The organism is Cypionkella sp. PAMC25878 (assembly GCF_058135695.1).
Map to the genome: position 1 here is coordinate 3540782 of NZ_CM176871.1, position 16579 is coordinate 3557360.

Annotated in this window: 16 protein-coding genes; 12 read left to right on the plus strand and 4 right to left on the minus strand. The window is 61.4% G+C overall.

The window, feature by feature from the left end:
* Position 1: 1 nt before the first annotated feature.
* Positions 2-277 (minus strand): hypothetical protein, encoded by a 276-nt coding sequence (locus tag ACS5RD_RS17320; RefSeq protein WP_054004707.1) that lies wholly within the window; start codon positions 275-277, stop codon positions 2-4.
* An 18-nt stretch (positions 278-295) separates the two neighbouring features.
* The gene (locus ACS5RD_RS17325) at positions 296-3097 is read right to left on the minus strand and encodes a [protein-PII] uridylyltransferase family protein (protein ID WP_489928422.1); all 2802 of its coding nucleotides are present in this window, start codon (positions 3095-3097) and stop codon (positions 296-298) included.
* 93 nt (positions 3098-3190) lie between these two features.
* Here ACS5RD_RS17325 and ACS5RD_RS17330 point away from each other — a divergent pair, with 93 nt between their 5' ends.
* The 9 genes from ACS5RD_RS17330 (at position 3191) to ACS5RD_RS17370 (ending at position 12062) form a co-directional block, all read left to right on the plus strand.
* Positions 3191-3655: a YbaK/EbsC family protein gene (locus ACS5RD_RS17330; RefSeq protein ID WP_489928423.1), complete on the plus strand. Its 465-nt coding sequence runs from the start codon at positions 3191-3193 to the stop codon at positions 3653-3655.
* 286 nt (positions 3656-3941) lie between these two features.
* Entirely contained in the window at positions 3942-4415 is a 474-nt protein-coding gene (locus ACS5RD_RS17335; protein ID WP_054004553.1) for a DUF2852 domain-containing protein, read from the plus strand.
* Between the two features lie 169 nt (positions 4416-4584).
* On the plus strand, positions 4585-5424 hold the full coding sequence (locus ACS5RD_RS17340) for an arginyltransferase (RefSeq protein WP_489928424.1): 840 nt from the start codon (positions 4585-4587) through the stop codon (positions 5422-5424).
* Positions 5421-5795, plus strand: a complete 375-nt coding sequence (locus tag ACS5RD_RS17345) for a VOC family protein (RefSeq protein ID WP_489928425.1) — start codon at positions 5421-5423, stop codon at positions 5793-5795. The genes ACS5RD_RS17340 and ACS5RD_RS17345 overlap by 4 nt, the downstream gene beginning before the upstream one ends.
* Before the next feature lie 495 nt (positions 5796-6290).
* On the plus strand, positions 6291-8045 hold the full coding sequence (locus ACS5RD_RS17350) for an acetolactate synthase 3 large subunit (protein WP_489928426.1): 1755 nt from the start codon (positions 6291-6293) through the stop codon (positions 8043-8045).
* 66 nt (positions 8046-8111) lie between these two features.
* The gene (ilvN, locus tag ACS5RD_RS17355) at positions 8112-8672 is read left to right on the plus strand and encodes an acetolactate synthase small subunit (protein WP_054004557.1); all 561 of its coding nucleotides are present in this window, start codon (positions 8112-8114) and stop codon (positions 8670-8672) included.
* 140 nt (positions 8673-8812) lie between these two features.
* Complete coding sequence (locus ACS5RD_RS17360; protein ID WP_489928427.1) at positions 8813-10786, plus strand: heme lyase CcmF/NrfE family subunit; 1974 nt, start codon at positions 8813-8815, stop codon at positions 10784-10786.
* Positions 10783-11232, plus strand: coding sequence for a cytochrome c-type biogenesis protein (locus ACS5RD_RS17365; RefSeq protein ID WP_489928428.1), 450 nt, complete (start codon positions 10783-10785; stop codon positions 11230-11232). The genes ACS5RD_RS17360 and ACS5RD_RS17365 overlap by 4 nt, the downstream gene beginning before the upstream one ends.
* Before the next feature lie 62 nt (positions 11233-11294).
* The gene (locus ACS5RD_RS17370) at positions 11295-12062 is read left to right on the plus strand and encodes an enoyl-CoA hydratase-related protein (RefSeq protein WP_489928429.1); all 768 of its coding nucleotides are present in this window, start codon (positions 11295-11297) and stop codon (positions 12060-12062) included.
* On the opposite strand, the gene ACS5RD_RS17375 is transcribed toward ACS5RD_RS17370, so the two are convergent.
* On the minus strand, positions 12059-12490 hold the full coding sequence (locus ACS5RD_RS17375) for an Lrp/AsnC family transcriptional regulator (RefSeq protein ID WP_054004709.1): 432 nt from the start codon (positions 12488-12490) through the stop codon (positions 12059-12061). The genes ACS5RD_RS17370 and ACS5RD_RS17375 overlap by 4 nt on opposite strands.
* 107 nt (positions 12491-12597) lie before the next feature.
* Between ACS5RD_RS17375 and rocF the strand changes: the two genes are divergently transcribed.
* The 3 genes from rocF to ocd are packed head-to-tail and all read left to right on the plus strand — an operon-like array spanning position 12598 to position 15503.
* Positions 12598-13521, plus strand: coding sequence for an arginase (gene rocF / locus ACS5RD_RS17380; protein ID WP_489928430.1), 924 nt, complete (start codon positions 12598-12600; stop codon positions 13519-13521).
* Entirely contained in the window at positions 13521-14450 is a 930-nt protein-coding gene (ctlX, locus tag ACS5RD_RS17385; RefSeq protein WP_489928431.1) for a citrulline utilization hydrolase CtlX, read from the plus strand. Before rocF ends, ctlX begins: the two co-directional genes overlap by 1 nt.
* A gap of 9 nt (positions 14451-14459) precedes the next feature.
* The gene (gene ocd, locus ACS5RD_RS17390) at positions 14460-15503 is read left to right on the plus strand and encodes an ornithine cyclodeaminase (RefSeq protein ID WP_489928432.1); all 1044 of its coding nucleotides are present in this window, start codon (positions 14460-14462) and stop codon (positions 15501-15503) included.
* On the opposite strand, the gene ACS5RD_RS17395 is transcribed toward ocd, so the two are convergent.
* A complete protein-coding gene (locus ACS5RD_RS17395; RefSeq protein ID WP_489928433.1) occupies positions 15500-16540 on the minus strand; it encodes a lysine-2,3-aminomutase-like protein in 1041 nt (346 codons plus the stop codon). The two genes, ocd and ACS5RD_RS17395, sit on opposite strands and share 4 nt — an antisense overlap.
* Between the last annotated feature and the right edge of the window lie 39 nt (positions 16541-16579).

The following is a 16579-nucleotide window of genomic DNA, read 5'->3' on the forward strand; positions in this document are numbered from 1 at the left end:
GCTAAGGGTTCGATGGAAACCGCGCCGCACGACCGCCCCGGCGTTTGGGGTGTTCGGGGGCGGTCAAAGCCTCGGTCAGCACGCGTGTCATGGGGTGGTCGGGGTTGGGGATGCCGTAATGCGCCAGCAAGGCGCGGATGCAATCGGGCGTGTTGACCACCGCAGGCAGGCTCAGCACCCAGTCGATGAAGATCTGGCCGCACTCACCATAGCTGATGCCCTCGATGTTGTAGCTTTCGCGCACCAACCCTTTCGGGTCTGCTTCTGATAGATCCACCGCGCGTCTCCCCATGCATCACCCGTTCAGATGGGCCGAAATTACCTGCTCTGCAAGCGCTGCCCGCCGCACCAGCAGTTCGGTCAGCGCCTCGGTGCTCGTTTCCCCCGCCTCACGCAGCAAAAAAGCCACGCCGCCGAGCCCCAAGGTTGCGGGATCCAGCGCCTTGTCAGACAAAAGTTTGCTTGCCGCCTGCATTTGCCAGCACAGCCTATAGGCGTCGAGCAGCGCCGACTGATCCGAATGCGACAGTTTAGCCAGCGTTCCGCCCGTGATTTTGCCTGCAATCTGGCCTCCAGCCGCGATCTGGCGTTCCACCCCGCGCGCTGGGCTGGCGGTTTGCAGGGCGACGGTTTGCGCCAAAAGTTCAATGTCCATCATCCGACCGGGGCCGAATTTCGCATCCCAACCGCCCGCTCCCGGCTTCGCCTCGGCCAGACGGGCGCGCATATCCGCTACGTCTTTCAGCACCGTTGCCCCCTGCCCCTTGCTGGCGATGGTTTCCCGGCGAAACGCTTCGACCTCGGCAGCGAGCGTAGGCTCCCCCGCCAGCACCCGCGCGCGGGTCAGGGCAAGATGCTCCCATGTCCAAGCCTCATTACTCTGGTAGTTGCGGAAACTCTCGATTGAGGTCGCAACCGGGCCCTGCCGTCCCGAAGGACGCAGGCGCACGTCCACCTCGTAAAGCCGCCCTTCGGCCATTTGCGCCGACAAGGCCGTGACCATCGCTTGCGTCAGGCGCGCGTAATAGGGCCTAGCTGCGAGGGGGCGTTTGCCGTCGGAACTCTCTACTCCAGCGGCGTCGTAGATCATGATCAGATCAAGGTCGGAGCCTGCATTCAAGCGGCCAGCGCCCAGGCTGCCCATGCCAAGAACCACCGCGCCTCGCCCCGGAGCCTGCCCATGCTTCGCGGCGAAATCGGTGCAGACCACGGGCCAAATCGCCGCGATCACCGCCTCGGCGAGGTCAGCATATTGTTTGCCCGCCTCAAAGCCATCAATCAGCCCGCGCAGATGGTGGACACCGATGCGGAAATGCCATTCCTTCATCCAGCGCCGCGCGGCGTCGAGTTTCCGCTCATAGTCTGGGATATCGTCGAGGCGTTTGGACAGTTCGGCGGTGAGGGCAGCGGTTGTGGGCCAAGCCGCGAAGAACGAGCCGCCGATCACCGCATCCAGCACGCTTGCGTTGCGCGACAGATACCGCGCCAAGGCGGGGGCGGTGCCTGCGATGTCGATAATCAGATCGACAAGTTGCGGGTTGGCCTCAAACAGCGAGAAGATTTGCACGCCGGACGGCAGGCCCGCAAGGAAGCCATCCAGCGCAACGAGGGCCTCATCGGGGTTGGCAGCGCGGGTCAGGCGTTTCAGCAGCACCGGGCGCAGACGCAGGAAGATCGCTTGGGCGCGGTCAGAACGCAGGGCGGGATAACTGCTCCAGCCTTTGACGATCTGGGCCGCGTGATCAGAGAGGTCGGGGCCGGATTCCACAGCACTGGGGGCAAAGAAGCCTTCGGTGAGGCGGTCGGTGCGGGCCAAGCGGTCGAGCAGGTTTCCGCGGAAGTTCGCTTCGTCCTGACCGCAGAAAGCGGCGATGCGGGCGATGCCCTCGGGGGAGGTCGGCAGATTGTGGGTCTGCTCATCATTCACCATCTGGATGCGGTGTTCCAACTCGCGGTGTTGGATATAGAGCGTGGAGAGGTCAGTGGCGACTTCGGGCGGCAGCCAGTCTTTCGCCGCGAGGGCCGCCAAGCCGCCTAAGGTGGTGCGGTCGCGCAGGGCGACATCACGGCCCCCGGCGATCAGCTGGCGGGTTTGGGTGAAAAATTCAATCTCACGGATCCCGCCTTGACCAAGTTTCATATTGTGGCCTTCGACCGTCACAGCCCCATTCAGGCCCCGGTGTTCGCGGATACGCAGGCGCATGTCATGGGCGTCTTGAATGGCGGCGAAATCGAGGTGTTTGCGCCAGACAAACGGTGTCAGGGTTTTCAAAAAGCGATTACCCGCCGCAATATCGCCCCCACAGGGGCGGGCTTTGATATAGGCGGCGCGCTCCCATGTGCGGCCTTGGGCTTCATAATAGGCCTCGGCGGCGGCGATCGAGAGACACACCGGCATCACAGAGGCATCCGGGCGCAGGCGCAGGTCGGTGCGAAAGACATAGCCTTCCGCCGTAACCTCTGACAGCATCGCGGCCATTTTGCGAGTGACGCGAATGAAGGCAGCCCGGGCGTCTTGCCAATCATCGCCGTAGCGGTCCTGATCGAACAGGCAGATCAGATCAATGTCGGAGGAGTAATTCAACTCCCCCGCCCCCATCTTGCCCATCGCCAAGCTGATCATGCCGCCCGCCGTGGCCGCATCGTCGGGGGTGGCGCCGGGCAGCTTGCCGCGGCGGATTTCATCAGCCACCAAGCGCTGCATCGCGAGGTCAACGGCGCGGTCGGCCAGATCGGTCAGCGCCCCGGTCACCTGCATCAGCGACCACACTCCGCCCAGATCGGCAAGCGCCGTCAGCAAAGCCGCACGGCGCTTGGCTTGGCGCAGCTCGGTTGGCAGTTGCTCGAGGGCCACGTCGTTCAGCGCCACCAGCACCCCGGCAAAGGCGGTTTCCGGCGCGAGGCTAAGGGCGACGCGCAGCCATTGCGCCTCGCGCAGCATCAGGGCTTTCAGATAGGGGCTGCACCCAGCGGTATTGGCCAGCAGACCGCGCAGATCGGGCGCGAGGTCGGCAAAGCTGGTGGCAATATCGGCGGCCTGATCGCGGTCAAAGGCGATGGGCTGGCGGGTCATGCGGGCGGCGAAATTCTGGCTCATGGCGGTAATTTGCGGCGGGTTGCGGGCGGGGTCAACCGGCAGACTTGCTCTGCAGCGGAGCTTTGTCGATAAAGCCGGAAAACGGAGGCGGTGATGAGCAAAAGTCTAGCGCGGGTGGTGGCTGCCATGCAGGCGGCGGGGGTCACGGGCACTCCGCTTGAAATGCCGGGAGAAACCCGGACCGCAGCGCAAGCGGCTGCGGCTGCGGGCTGCGGCTTGGATCAGATTGTGAAGTCGATCATCTTTGGAGGCCAGCGCGGGTTGTATCTGTTTCTGACCGCGGGCGGCAATCAGGTGGATGGTGCGAAGGCCAGCGCTTTGGCGGGCGAGGGTTTGGGCCGCGCCGATGCCAATCAGGTGCGCGCGGTGACGGGGTTTGCGATTGGCGGGGTGTCGCCCTTGGGACATCTGACGCCGCTGCCGTTGTGGATGGACCCTTGCTTGCTCACCTACGCAACCGTATGGGCCGCGGCGGGAACGCCCCGGCATATTTTCGCGATCCCGCCCGCGCAGTTGCAGCAGATCACCGGGGCGATTGTGGCGGAGTTCACCGCTTAATGGTCAGGTGGGTTGAACGGTCCCAATACCCCCCGCCGCCCCGGACTTGATCCGGGGCCTCTTTTCCTCCTGTGACCTTCCACTTTGAGGCCCCGGATCAAGCCCGGGCGGCGGCGGCATGGATTAGGCGGGTTTTCGCGTGTTTTTGATGCTCGAACCGGTCTTATGTAAATATCATTCACATAGCCCTTGAAAGCGAACCCGACACAGCGCATCTTGGCTCATGTGAAAGGCATTCACATAGGGTGATACGCTGACACAACAACCGAAACACGGGAGTCCGCCGATGAATACCAGTTCGACCACCGCCCCTTCCTCCGGCGGAATCTTTTCTATCCTGCGCCGCGCCGAGGCCTGGCTTGATGATCGCGGCAGATTTGCCTGGATCGCCGCCATGGTGCTTGGCTTCATCTTCATCTGGCCCGTGGGCCTGGCCTTTCTGGCCTATATGATCTGGAGCAAACGTATGTTCAGCCGTTCTTCTTGCGCGGAACGCCGCGCCCGCCACTTTGAGCGTCACGCGCATCACTGGGGCGGCCACCATTCGGCGATGCGCCCCTCGGGCAATGCCGCTTTTGACGCCTACAAGACCGACATGCTGCGCCGTCTGGAGGATGAGCAGACCGCATTCGAGTCCTTCCTGCAACGTCTGCGCGAAGCTAAGGACAAGTCGGAATTCGACAGCTTTATGGAAGACCGCGCGCGTGCCGCCTCTGCCCCTGCCGCACCGACCGAAGTGGCACGCCCCGGCGAATACTGATCCTCGGGCGGATCGTCTGACCCCAAAGCCCCCCGGTTTGCGCCGGGGGGCTTTTGTTTGCGCAAGGTTTCCGCTGGCTTGCCCGGCGCGGATCGCGCTTCTGATTGCGCTTGGCGGCGGAGCTTAGCCTTGCTAGGGTACGCTATCCCTAACCTTGCAGCCCGAGATAATGCGCCACACCCTTCCGATTGCGCCCCAATTCTATGTCACGGCCCCGCAGCCCTGCCCCTATCTGGAGGGGCGGATGGAGCGGAAATTGTTCACCGCCTTGCAGGGTGATCAGGCGCAACGGTTGAATGACTCGCTGTCGAAACAGGGCTTCCGGCGCTCGCAGAATGTGCTCTATCGGCCGTCTTGTGCGGAATGTTCGGCTTGTCTGTCGGCCCGGATCAGGGTTGCCGATTTCAAACCCAGCCGCACCCAGCGCAAGATTATGAAGAACGCCGCGCATCTGCGCCGCAACGCGACCAGCCCTTGGGCGACCGAAGATCAGTTCAGCCTGTTCCGGCGTTATCTGGATGCCCGCCACGCCGATGGCGGCATGGCCGATATGGATGTGTTTGAATTTGCCGCGATGATCGAGGAAACCCCGATCAAAAGCCGGGTGATCGAATATACCCGTGCGGCGGGTCCGGGCGAGCGCGGGCGGCCCCTCGCCTGCGTCGCGCTGACCGACGTGTTCGATGACGGACTGTCGATGGTCTACAGCTTTTATGACCCGGATATGATTGATCTGTCTTTGGGCACCTTTGCGATCCTCGACCATATCGCCATCGCGCGCGAAGCTGGCCTGCCCTATGTCTATCTGGGCTATTGGGTGCCGGGCAGCCGCAAGATGGGTTACAAGGCCGGCTTCAACGCGCTGGAGATTTTCAAGCACGGGGCTTGGCAGGATATAGGCGATCCTGCCGATCACCGGGCCGAGTTGCATCCCCTGTCCGTTGACCCGATTGCCGAGCAAGTCGCCCGCATCACTCTGCCCGAAGCGCGCAGCGTACTGCGGGAATGATTGGAGCGCTGGCGCTGGTGGTGCCGGATTATGATCAGGCGATCCGGTTCTTCTGCGACGGCTTGGGGTTTACACTCACCGCCGACATAGATCAGGGCCGCAAGCGTTGGGTGACGGTGCAGCCTGCGGGTGGCGGCGTGCAACTGGTGCTGGCTCGGGCGACAGGGGCGCGACAAAGTGCTGCAGTGCGGGATCAGGCGGGCGGGCGGGTCTGGCTGTTCCTGCACACCGATGATTTTGCCCGTGATGCGGCGCGGATTGTCGCGGCGGGTGGGGTGTTTGAGGAAGACCCGCGCGTAGAGGAATACGGCACGGTGGCGGTCTGGCGCGATCCTTGGGGCAACCGTTGGGATTTGCTGCAGCCGATTTAGCCGCGCCACGCGTGGACAGATTTAGGCGCTAAGAAAATCAAGGGCTTGTGCGCCCCCATTCAGGCTTTGTTAATCTTTGCACCGCTTGATGCGGGGGCCAGGATGTTTCTGCCAAAAATCGGTTTCATGACACGGGTGGTGGCGACTCGGGAGGGGCAGCGGGCGGCGCGAGATGCAAAAGTTGCGAAAATTACCCATTGATCCGCTAATTTGTAATTAAAGTTCAAAAAACTAGCCTCTGGCGACATATTTCATGTCGATTTGCAGTTGACGGCCCTGTCCCGCCGCCCTAGTTTCCCCCTCGAAGCTCAAGGGGTCTGTAATGCTCAGCATTCTAGTCGTCGTAAGGATAAAGCGCATGGGCCGGTAACGGTTTGACCATCAGGTTTCCCATGCGCCCCCGAGTAATCTCCGGGGGCTTTTTGTTGGCCGCAAGGGCGAATGCCCGAACTTCTATTGACCAAAGGGCCTAAGGCCCAAACTTAGGAAAAGATCATGACGCGTCAGATGACCGGAGCACGAATGGTGGTTCAAGCCCTGAAGGATCAGGGTGTTGAAGTTGTCTTTGGCTATCCGGGTGGCGCGGTGCTACCGATCTATGACGAGATTTTCCAGCAGAACGACATTCGCCATATCCTCGTGCGCCACGAACAGGGCGCGATCCATATGGCCGAGGGTTATGCGCGGTCCACGGGTAAAGTGGGCGTGGCTTTGGTGACGTCTGGACCGGGGGCGACGAATGCCGTAACCGGATTGACCGATGCGCTTTTGGACAGCATCCCGCTGGTGGTGCTGACCGGGCAAGTGCCGACCTTTATGATCGGCACCGATGCGTTCCAAGAGGCCGATACCATTGGCATCACCCGGCCCTGCACCAAGCATAACTGGCTGGTGAAGGACACCGAGAAGCTGTCGGAAACCATCCATCAGGCGTTTCATGTGGCCTCGCATGGCCGCCCCGGCCCGGTGCTGATCGACATACCAAAAGATGTGCAATTCGCCACTGGCACTTATACGCCGCTGGAAAAAACCCGAGTGTCGCATTACCAGCCGCGCGTGAAAGGCGACCCTGAGGCGATTGCGGCGATGGTTGAGATGATGGAAACCGCTGAGCGTCCGGTGTTCTACACCGGCGGCGGCGTGATCAATTCGGGCGTGAAGGCCAGTGCTTTGCTGCGTGAGTTTGTGGCGGCGACAGGGTTTCCGATCACCTCGACCCTGATGGGTCTGGGGGCTTATCCCGCGAGCGGCACCGCTTGGCTGGGGATGCTGGGGATGCATGGGTTGTATGAGGCCAACCTCGCGATGCATGGCTGCGATCTGATGATCAACATCGGTGCGCGGTTTGATGACCGTATCACCGGGCGGATTCCTGATTTCAGCCCGCATTCGAAGAAGGTGCATGTCGATATCGACCCATCCTCGATCAACAAAGTGATCCGGGTCGATGTGGGCATCGTTGGAGATATTGCGCATGTGCTGGAGGAGGCATTGGCTTTGTGGAAATCGCGCGGGAGCCGTGTGAACAAAGCCGGCCTTGCGAAGTGGTGGGCGCAGATTGCCACTTGGCGGGCGGTGAAATGTCTGGGCTACAAAGGCTCGACCAAGGTGATCAAGCCGCAATATGCACTGGAGCGGCTGGAAGCGCTGACCAAAGGCATGGATCGCTACATCACCACCGAAGTCGGCCAGCATCAGATGTGGGCGGCGCAATATCTGGGCTTTGAGGCGCCGAACCGTTGGATGACTTCGGGCGGTTTGGGGACGATGGGCTATGGTTTGCCCGCGAGCATTGGTGTGCAGATTGCGCATCCTGACAGCTTGGTGATCAACGTCGCTGGGGAAGCCTCGTGGCTGATGAACATGCAGGAAATGGGCACCGCGATGCAGTTCCGGGCCCCGGTCAAGCAGTTCATCCTGAACAACGAGCGGCTGGGGATGGTGCGGCAGTGGCAGGAATTGCTGCATGGCGAGCGCTATTCGCAATCGTGGTCGGAGTCATTGCCGGATTTCGTGAAGCTGGCGGAAGCCTTTGGTTGCAAGGGTATTCAGGTGACTGACCCCAAGGATCTGGATGATGCGATCATGGAAATGATCCGTTATGACGGGCCGTTCATCTTTGATTGCCGGGTCGAGAAGCACGAGAATTGCTTCCCGATGATCCCGAGCGGAAAGCCGCATAACGAGATGCTGTTGGGCGATGCGGATACCCAAGGCGTGATCGGTGCCAAGGGCGCGGTTCTGGTTTGAGATGTCGTACCGGGGGGCTCGCCCCCCGGACCCCTGAGGATATTTTTACACAGAGGATGACCAAAGATGTCTCCGCTAAACATCAAGAAAAGTGCTTCCAGCCATTCGGCTTATGAGCTGCGCGACCCGAATGCGCCGGTGATTGAGACCCATACGCTGGCGGTGATCGTCGAGAATGAGCCGGGGGTTTTGGCCCGCGTGATCGGCTTGTTCACCGCGCGTGGCTATAACATCGACAGCCTGACCGTGGCCGAAGTGGATCATACCAGCCATCGCAGCCGGATTACCGTGGTGACGACGGGGACGCCAGAGGTGATCGTGCAGATCAAGGCGCAGCTGGCGCGGATGGTGCCGGTATATGAGGTGCATGATCTGACGGTCGAAGGCCCCGCTGTGCAGCGCGAGTTGGCGCTGTTGAAAGTCGCAGGCAAGGGCGAGGCGCGGATTGAGGCTTTGCGTTTGGCCGAGATTTTCCGGGCGCATGTGGTGGACAGCACCTTGGAAAGCTTCGTGTTCGAGATGACCGGGACGCCCGAGAAGATTGACTCGTTTGCCGAATTGATGCGGCCTTTGGGGCTGCGTGAGATGGCGCGCACCGGGGTGGCGGCACTGTCGCGCGGGGTGTAACGCGGCGTTTTGGCGTCAGTCGGATAAAGCACGCCAAAAGCCCGCATAATGCCCCTGAACACGCCTGCGCGACACGTTCGCGCAGGCCATTTCCGCCAGCAGCGATCTGGCCTATACCGATAGCCAATCGGGAGGCCGCGATGATCATTGAATTTGGACATTTCACCTTGGTGCTGGCCTTTATGGTGGCGCTGGTGCAATCCACCTTGCCGCTTTGGGGGGCGTATCGCGGGGATGCGCGGTTGATGGCGCTGGGCGATCCGGCGGCGGTGGTACAGTTCTTGCTGATCGCCACCAGCTTTGCGGCGCTGACCTATGGCTTTGTCACCTCAGACTTTTCGCTGAAACTGGTGGTGGAGAATTCGCACACTGCCAAGCCGATGCTGTATAAATTCGCAGGCGTCTGGGGCAATCATGAGGGGTCTTTGCTGCTCTGGGTGCTGATCCTGTCGGGGTTTGGTGCTTGTGCCACTTGGTTTGGCGGCAATCTGCCGATGCGGTTGAAGGCGCGGGTGTTGGCCGTGCAGGGCTCGATTGGCGTGGCGTTCATGGCGTTCATGCTGTTGACCTCGAACCCATTCGTGCGACTGGAAAACCCACCGATGAATGGCAATGATCTCAATCCGTTGCTGCAAGACCCCGGTTTGGCGTTTCATCCGCCGTTTTTGTATCTGGGCTATGTCGGGCTTTCGATGAGCTTTTCCTTCGCCATTGCCGCGCTGCTGGAGGGTCGTGTCGATGCGGCTTGGGGCCGCTGGGTGCGACCCTGGACGCTGGCGGCATGGATTTTCCTGACCATCGGCATCGCGATGGGGTCGTGGTGGGCCTATTATGAACTCGGCTGGGGCGGGTTCTGGTTTTGGGACCCGGTGGAGAACGCAAGCTTCATGCCGTGGCTGATCTCGGCGGCCTTGTTGCATTCGGCGATTGTGGTGGAGAAACGTGAAAGCCTGAAGGCTTGGACGATCCTGCTGGCGATCTTGGCGTTTGGGTTTTCGCTGACGGGGACGTTTATTGTGCGCTCCGGTGTGATCACCTCCGTGCATGCCTTTGCCAATGATCCGGCGCGGGGGGTGTTTATTCTGGGCATCCTCGGCGTGTTCATGGGCGGATCTCTGACGCTATTCGCGTTCCGCGCCAGCGTGTTAGAGGCCAAAGGCGTGTTTGCCGTGGTCAGCCGCGAGACGGCGCTGGTGGCGAACAACCTGCTGCTGGCGGTTGCGGCCTTTGTGGTGTTCACCGGCACGATCTGGCCGCTGATCGCCGAGTTGGTGTTCGCGCGCAAACTGTCGGTGGGACCGCCCTTTTTCGATGCAGCGTTCACGCCGTTCATGGTGGCGCTGGCGGTTATTCTGCCTGTGGGGGCAATGCTGCCGTGGAAACGCGCGGAAATCCGGCGGGCGATCCGGCCTTTGCGTGGCGCTTTGGTGCTGGCTTTGGCGGTTGGGCTGCTGGTTTATGCGGTGCAGACCGGCAAATCTGCTTTGGGTCCGGTGGGCGCTGCCTTGGGCGCTTGGGTGGTGATGGGCGCGCTGATTGACCTTTGGCAGCGGCTGGGGCGGGGTTCGGTTTCCGCGCGGCTGGGCCGTTTGACCCGCCTGCCCCGCGCTGATCTGGGCAAGATGCTGGCGCATTCCGGTATGGGGGTGACGATTTTCGCCGTCGCCGCGATGACGGCTTGGGTGACCGAAGATATTCGCACCGTGAAAATCGGCGAAAGCTTTGCCTTGGGCGGCTATGACGTGACTTTGCAGGCGGTGAACAAGGTCGAGGGGCCGAATTACCACTCGACCATGGCGGATATGATCGTGCGCAAGGCGGGCGTGCAGGTGGCAAGCTTGCATCCCGAAAAGCGGATGTATCCGGTGGCGGGGATGCCGACGACCGAGGCCGCGATTGATCAAGGGGTGTTTCGTGACCTCTATCTGGTGATCGGCGATGCCCAAGACGACGGTGGCTATGCGGTGCGCAGCTACATCAAGCCGTTTGCCAATTGGATTTGGGGCGGCGCGTTGCTGATGGCATTGGGCGGGATGCTCAGTCTGTCAGATCGGCGGTTCAGGGTGGCGGCTGGCGCGCGGCGGTCTGAGGCCATCGCAGTGGCCGCGGAATGATGCGGGCGGTTCTCTTGGCGTTGCTGCTGGTGGCCTCGCCTGCCTTTGCGGTGCAACCCGATGAAATGCTACAAGATCCGGGGCTAGAGGCGCGGGCGCGGGCGATCTCGCAAAACCTGCGCTGTCCGGTGTGTCAGGGCGAGGATATCGACGATTCCAACGCCCCGATCAGCCGGGATTTGCGGCTGGCGGTGCGCGAACGCTTGGTGGCGGGCGACAGTGACGCGCAGGTGGTCGATTACGTCGTGGCGCGCTACGGCGAATTTGTGCTGTTCACCCCGCGCGCGGAAGGGTCGAGTTTGATCTTGTGGCTGGCGGGCCCTGCGATGCTGCTGGCCGGGGCTGCGATTGCTTTGGCGATGAGCCGCCGCCGCGCGGTGGCGGCTGAGGCGGAAGGTCTGACCGAGGCCGATAAGACGCGGCTGGCAGAACTGCTGGACAAGTGACGCTGGGTTTCACTGGCTCGATGCCCCTGCCCTGATAGTGTAGGCGCAATCAGGGGGCTTTGATGTATCAGACGATTTCCTATCAGGTCGAGGCGGCCGTGGCGGTGATCACGCTCAATCGCCCCGAAGTGATGAACGCTTTATCCTCGCTTTTGCGCGCCGAAATGCTGGCGGCGGTGTTGCGCGCGGGCGCTGAGGCGCGGGTTTTGGTGATCACCGGGGCCGGGCGGGCGTTTTGCTCGGGGCAGGATTTGGGCGATGCGTCTGGGCCGCTCGATCTGGAGCGGGTGCTGAACGAGGAATATGTACCGCTGCTGAAGGCGATCACCGATTGCCCGATCCCGACGATTTCTGCAGTGCAGGGGGCGGCTGCGGGGGCTGGGGCGAATCTGGCGCTAGCGGCGGATGTGGTGATTGCCTGCGAGAGTGCGTCGTTCATTCAGGCGTTCACCCGGATTGGTTTGGTGCCGGATGCCGGCGGCAGTTACTGGTTGCCGCGTCAGATCGGCCTTGCCCGCGCGATGGGGGCGGTTTTGTTTGCCGACAAGATCAGCGCGCGGCAGGCGGCGGATTGGGGCATGATCTATGAATGTGTGCCGGATCAGGAGTTTAGCGCGCATTGGCAGGCGCGGGCTTTGAGTTTGGCGAATGGGCCGACGCTGGCTTATCGCGGGGTGAAAACCGCATTGCGGGCGTCGTTTGGCAATGATCTGGATCAGCAACTGGCGCTCGAGGCGCAGTTGCAGGGCGCTTGTGGGGCGACGGAAGATTTCCGCGAAGGCGTCGCGGCGTTTCTCGAGAAACGTGCGGCGAAGTTTCGCGGGGTTTAACGCCGCCCCGCCTTGCGGGTGGATAACAACAGGTTGGTTTCCGAGGTCAGCACACCGTCGATGTTGCGGATACGGTTGATCACCTCATCCAGTTCGATCAGAGTCTGCGTAGAAATCTCGGCGATCAGGCTCCATTTGCCATTGGTCGAATGCACCGCCATCACCGCAGGGATACCCGCCAGCCGCGCCATCACCTTTTCGCCACCCTTGCCCTCGATGATGATCATCATGAGCCCGCGCACCGGCGCTTCGGCGACATCCGAGCGGGTCAGCACGGTGAAACCCGCGATCTCGCCCTTGGCAGTCAACCGCTCCATCCGGGTTCGGACGGTGGCGCGCGACAGGCCCAAGCGTTCGGAAAGGTCGGACAAAGCCGCGCGGCCATCGCGGCGCAACTCGGCAATCAGGCGGGTATCGGTTTCGTCCAACATGGTCAATTTTCCTGCCATTATGCGAGGTGGATTATGCGGATCGCCATAAATATCTGTATGATTCGACGCAAGATGGAAAGAGTATCGCGCCAAAGGAGAATCTCATGCCCAACACCATTCTGATCGGTGCGCCGATTGACGAAGGCCAACGCCGTCCCGGTTGCGTAATGGGGCCGACCGCTTACCGCGTGGCGGGATTGGCGCAAGCCATCCGCGAATTGGGCCATGGCGTGGAAGATTGGGGCGATATGATGCTGCCCGCGTTGCAGGCGGTCAGATGCCCGAACCCGGCGGTGCACAGCTTGGCGGAAGTGCTGGGCTGGACCGAAGTGTTGGCCGATAAGGTGGACGATGCTTTGTCTCAGGGTGGTTTGCCGATCGTCTTGGGGGGCGATCATTCTTTGGCGTTGGGCTCGGTTGCAGGGGCTGCCAGCTTTGCCGCGCGGCAGGATCGTCCGCTGTTCCTGCTGTGGTTAGACGCCCATTCGGATTTTCACACTCCATTGACCACGCAAAGCGGCAATCTGCACGGAACACCTGTGGCCTATATCGCAGGTCGTGAGGGATTTGAGGCCTTCCCGCCCTTCCCCGCACCGGTCCCTGCAGCGCGGATTTGTCTTTATGGCATCCGCTCGGTTGATCCTGCCGAACATGCGGCACTGCTGAAACATGACATTGCGATCAATGACATGCGGGTGCTGGATGAACGCGGCATCGTGGCCCCCTTGCGCGAATTTCTGGATATGGTGCGCGATGCGGGCGGCATGCTGCATGTGTCTTTGGATGTAGATTTCCTCGATCCTTCGATTGCGCCCGCGGTGGGCACCACCGTTCCGGGCGGCACGACGTTCCGTGAGGCGCATCTGGTGATGGAGCTTTTGCACGAATCCGCACTGGTGACCTCGCTGGATCTGGTCGAGTTGAACCCGTTTCTCGATGAGCGTGGCCGCACCGCCAAACTGATGGTCGACTTGGTGGGCAGCCTGATGGGTCGCAAAGTCTTCGACCGTCCCACCCGGAGCTTCTGATGCGCCGCAATCTGCTGCAAGCCCCCGAAGCGGTGGTGATGATCCGCCCGCACGCTTTCCATTCCAACCCCGAAACCGCCGCCGATAATGCGTTTCAGCGTAAGGGCGACGGGGCGGCCAGCGTCCTTGCGGCTCGCGCTTTGGCCGAGTTTGATCTGTCGGTGAAAACCTTGCGCGATCAAGGCGTTGTGGTGCATGTGTTCGAGGATGACGGCAGCCGCGACACGCCGGATTCCGTCTTCCCGAACAACTGGTTTTCCACCCATATCGGCGGCCGTATCGCGATCTATCCGATGCATGCGGTGAACCGTCGTCGTGAGCGCCGCAGCGATGTGATTGAGATGCTGAAGGCGAAATATCGCGTGCAGGATGTGATAGATTACTCGGGGCTGGAGGCGGATGGGATTGCGCTGGAAGGCACCGGCGCGATGGTTTTGGACCATGTTGGCCGCATCGCCTATACGGTGAAATCCAACCGCGCCGATCCGGTGGCGCTCGAGCGGTTTTGCACACATTTTGGCTACGAGCCGATGGTGTTTGACGCGCATGACGAACAGGGCCGCGAAATTTACCACACCAATGTGCTGATGTGCATCGGCACCGAACTGGCGATGGTCGGGCTGGCGAGCGTGGTGAATCCGGCACGGCGGGTCGAGATTTCGCAGCGTCTGGCCGAGGGTGGGCGTGAAGTGATTGACCTGTCGCCCGCCGAAATCGCCGGTTTTGCCGGTAATGCGATTGAACTTTCCGGCACCCATGGCCGCTTTCTGGCTTTGTCGCGCACGGCTTTTGACAGCCTGACCCCGGTGAACCGCGACCGCATTGATGCGCTGCTGCCCTTGGTGCCGCTAGAGGTGCCCACTATCGAACTTGCCGGGGGATCGGTGCGCTGCATGATCGCTGGTATCCATCTGACACCTCGGAGCTAAGGAAGCCCCATGAACACGCCGTCGCATCAGGCCTATGTGCCCTTCGTCTCTGTCGATAACATGCTGAAACTGGTGCTGCATCTGGGGGTCGAGCGGGTTCTGCGCGACCTCGCCGCCGAGATTGAAGCCGATTTTCACCGCTGGCCGTTGTTCGACAAAACCCCGCGGGTGGCCAGCCATTCCGATGTCGGCGTGATCGAGTTGATGCCGACCTCGGATGGCGAAACCTATGGTTTTAAGTATGTCAACGGCCACCCCAGCAACATGAAGCAAGGCTTGCAAACCGTTACAGCCTTTGGACTTTTGGCCGATGTGGCGACGGGTTATCCGGTGCTGTTATCCGAGATGACCATCTTGACGGCTTTGCGCACGGCGGCGACGAGCGCGATGGCGGCGAAGTGGCTGGCTCCGGCTGGGTCGACTACGATGGCGCTGATTGGCAACGGCGCGCAGTCGGAATTTCAGGCTTTGGGCTTTAAAGCGATCTGCGGGATTACCGAGGTGCGGTTGTACGACATTGATCCCGCGGCGACGGCGAAATGTGCTTCGAATTTGGCGGGACGTGGTTTGAAGGTGGTGGCTTGTACGACGCCGGAAGATGCGATTTTGGGCGCGCAGATCATCACCACGGTGACCGCCGACAAGCAATATGCGACGATTTTGACGGATAATATGGTGGGTTCCGGCGTGCATATCAACGCAGTTGGCGGCGATTGCCCCGGCAAGACCGAGCTGCACAAGGATATCCTGCTGCGGTCTTCGATCTTCGTCGAATACCCCGAACAGACCCGGGTTGAGGGCGAGATTCAACAGCTTGCGCCCGATCATCCAGTGATCGAGTTGTGGCAGGTGATCAACGGTCAGGCCAAGGGGCGGACGGACGCGCGCGAGATCACGTTGTTTGACAGCGTTGGCTTTGCGGTCGAGGATTTCTCAGCTTTGCGGTATGTGCGCTCCAAACTGGCGGAAACCGGGCTGTTCACCCAGTTGGATATGATCGCCGATCCCGATGATCCGCGCGATCTGTTCGGAATGATCTTGCGCGCGGGCTAAGCGGGATCGCTGTAGCGGTGCCGCCTGCCCTGCCAATCGGTGATTTGGTAGGCGTCGCCTGTGGTCTCCACATAGCCTGGTCCAATTGGCACTTTGCCAAATCCGCCAGGAATATCCAGCACATAGGTCGGCAGGCCAATGCCGGACAGCCTGCCGCGCAAGGCGGCCATGATCGCCTGACCCGCCGCAATCGTGGTGCGGAAATGGCTGGTGCCACGGGCAAGATCGCAGTGATGCAGGTAATAGGGCGTCACGCGATGGCGCAGCAGAGTGCGGAACAGGCTTTCCAGCGTGGCGGCATCGTCGTTGATGCCTTTCAGCAAAACGGTTTGGGATAACAGCGGAATCCCGGCATCGGCGAGACGTTTCAGGGCAGCTTCAGCCGCTGGCGTGATTTCCTGCACGTGGTTGGTATGCAGCACGAGATAAGTGGTGGGGCGGGCGCGCAAAGCTTCGATCATCTCCGCCGTGATCCGTGCGGGGGCGACCACCGGCACGCGGGTGTGAAAGCGGATAATCTCGACATGCGGAATGGCGGATAGCCGCAGCATCAGCGCACTCAGGCGGCGCGGCGACAGCACCAAGGGGTCGCCGCCAGTCAAAATCACTTCCCAAATCGCGGGGGTGGCGGCGATATAGGCCAGCGCCGCTTCCAGATCGGCCTCGGGCAAGGCGCCTTCTTCGCCCACCGCCTCACGGCGGAAGCAGAAGCGACAATAGACCTCGCAGGTATGGGTGGCGGCGAGGATCACGCGATCCGGGTAGCGATGGGTCAGGCCGGGGGTGGGGCTGTACGTGGTGTCACCGATCGGGTCGTGCAGTTCCTCGGGGCGGATGGTTAACTCAGCCGTATCGGGCAGGAATTGGCGAGCGATTGGGTCATCGGCACGGATCATAGCTGCCTGCATCTCGGGCGAGACACGGATGCGAAAGGCCTCAGCGACCTGCTGCAAGGCATTGGCCTGATCGGCGGGGGCGAGCCCGGCCTCGATAAGATCTTCAACCCGCGTCAGGGCGCGCTGTGGCAGAATTGTCATTGTGGCCGCCTGCAAAACTCCAGCGGCGCTTATCCGCGC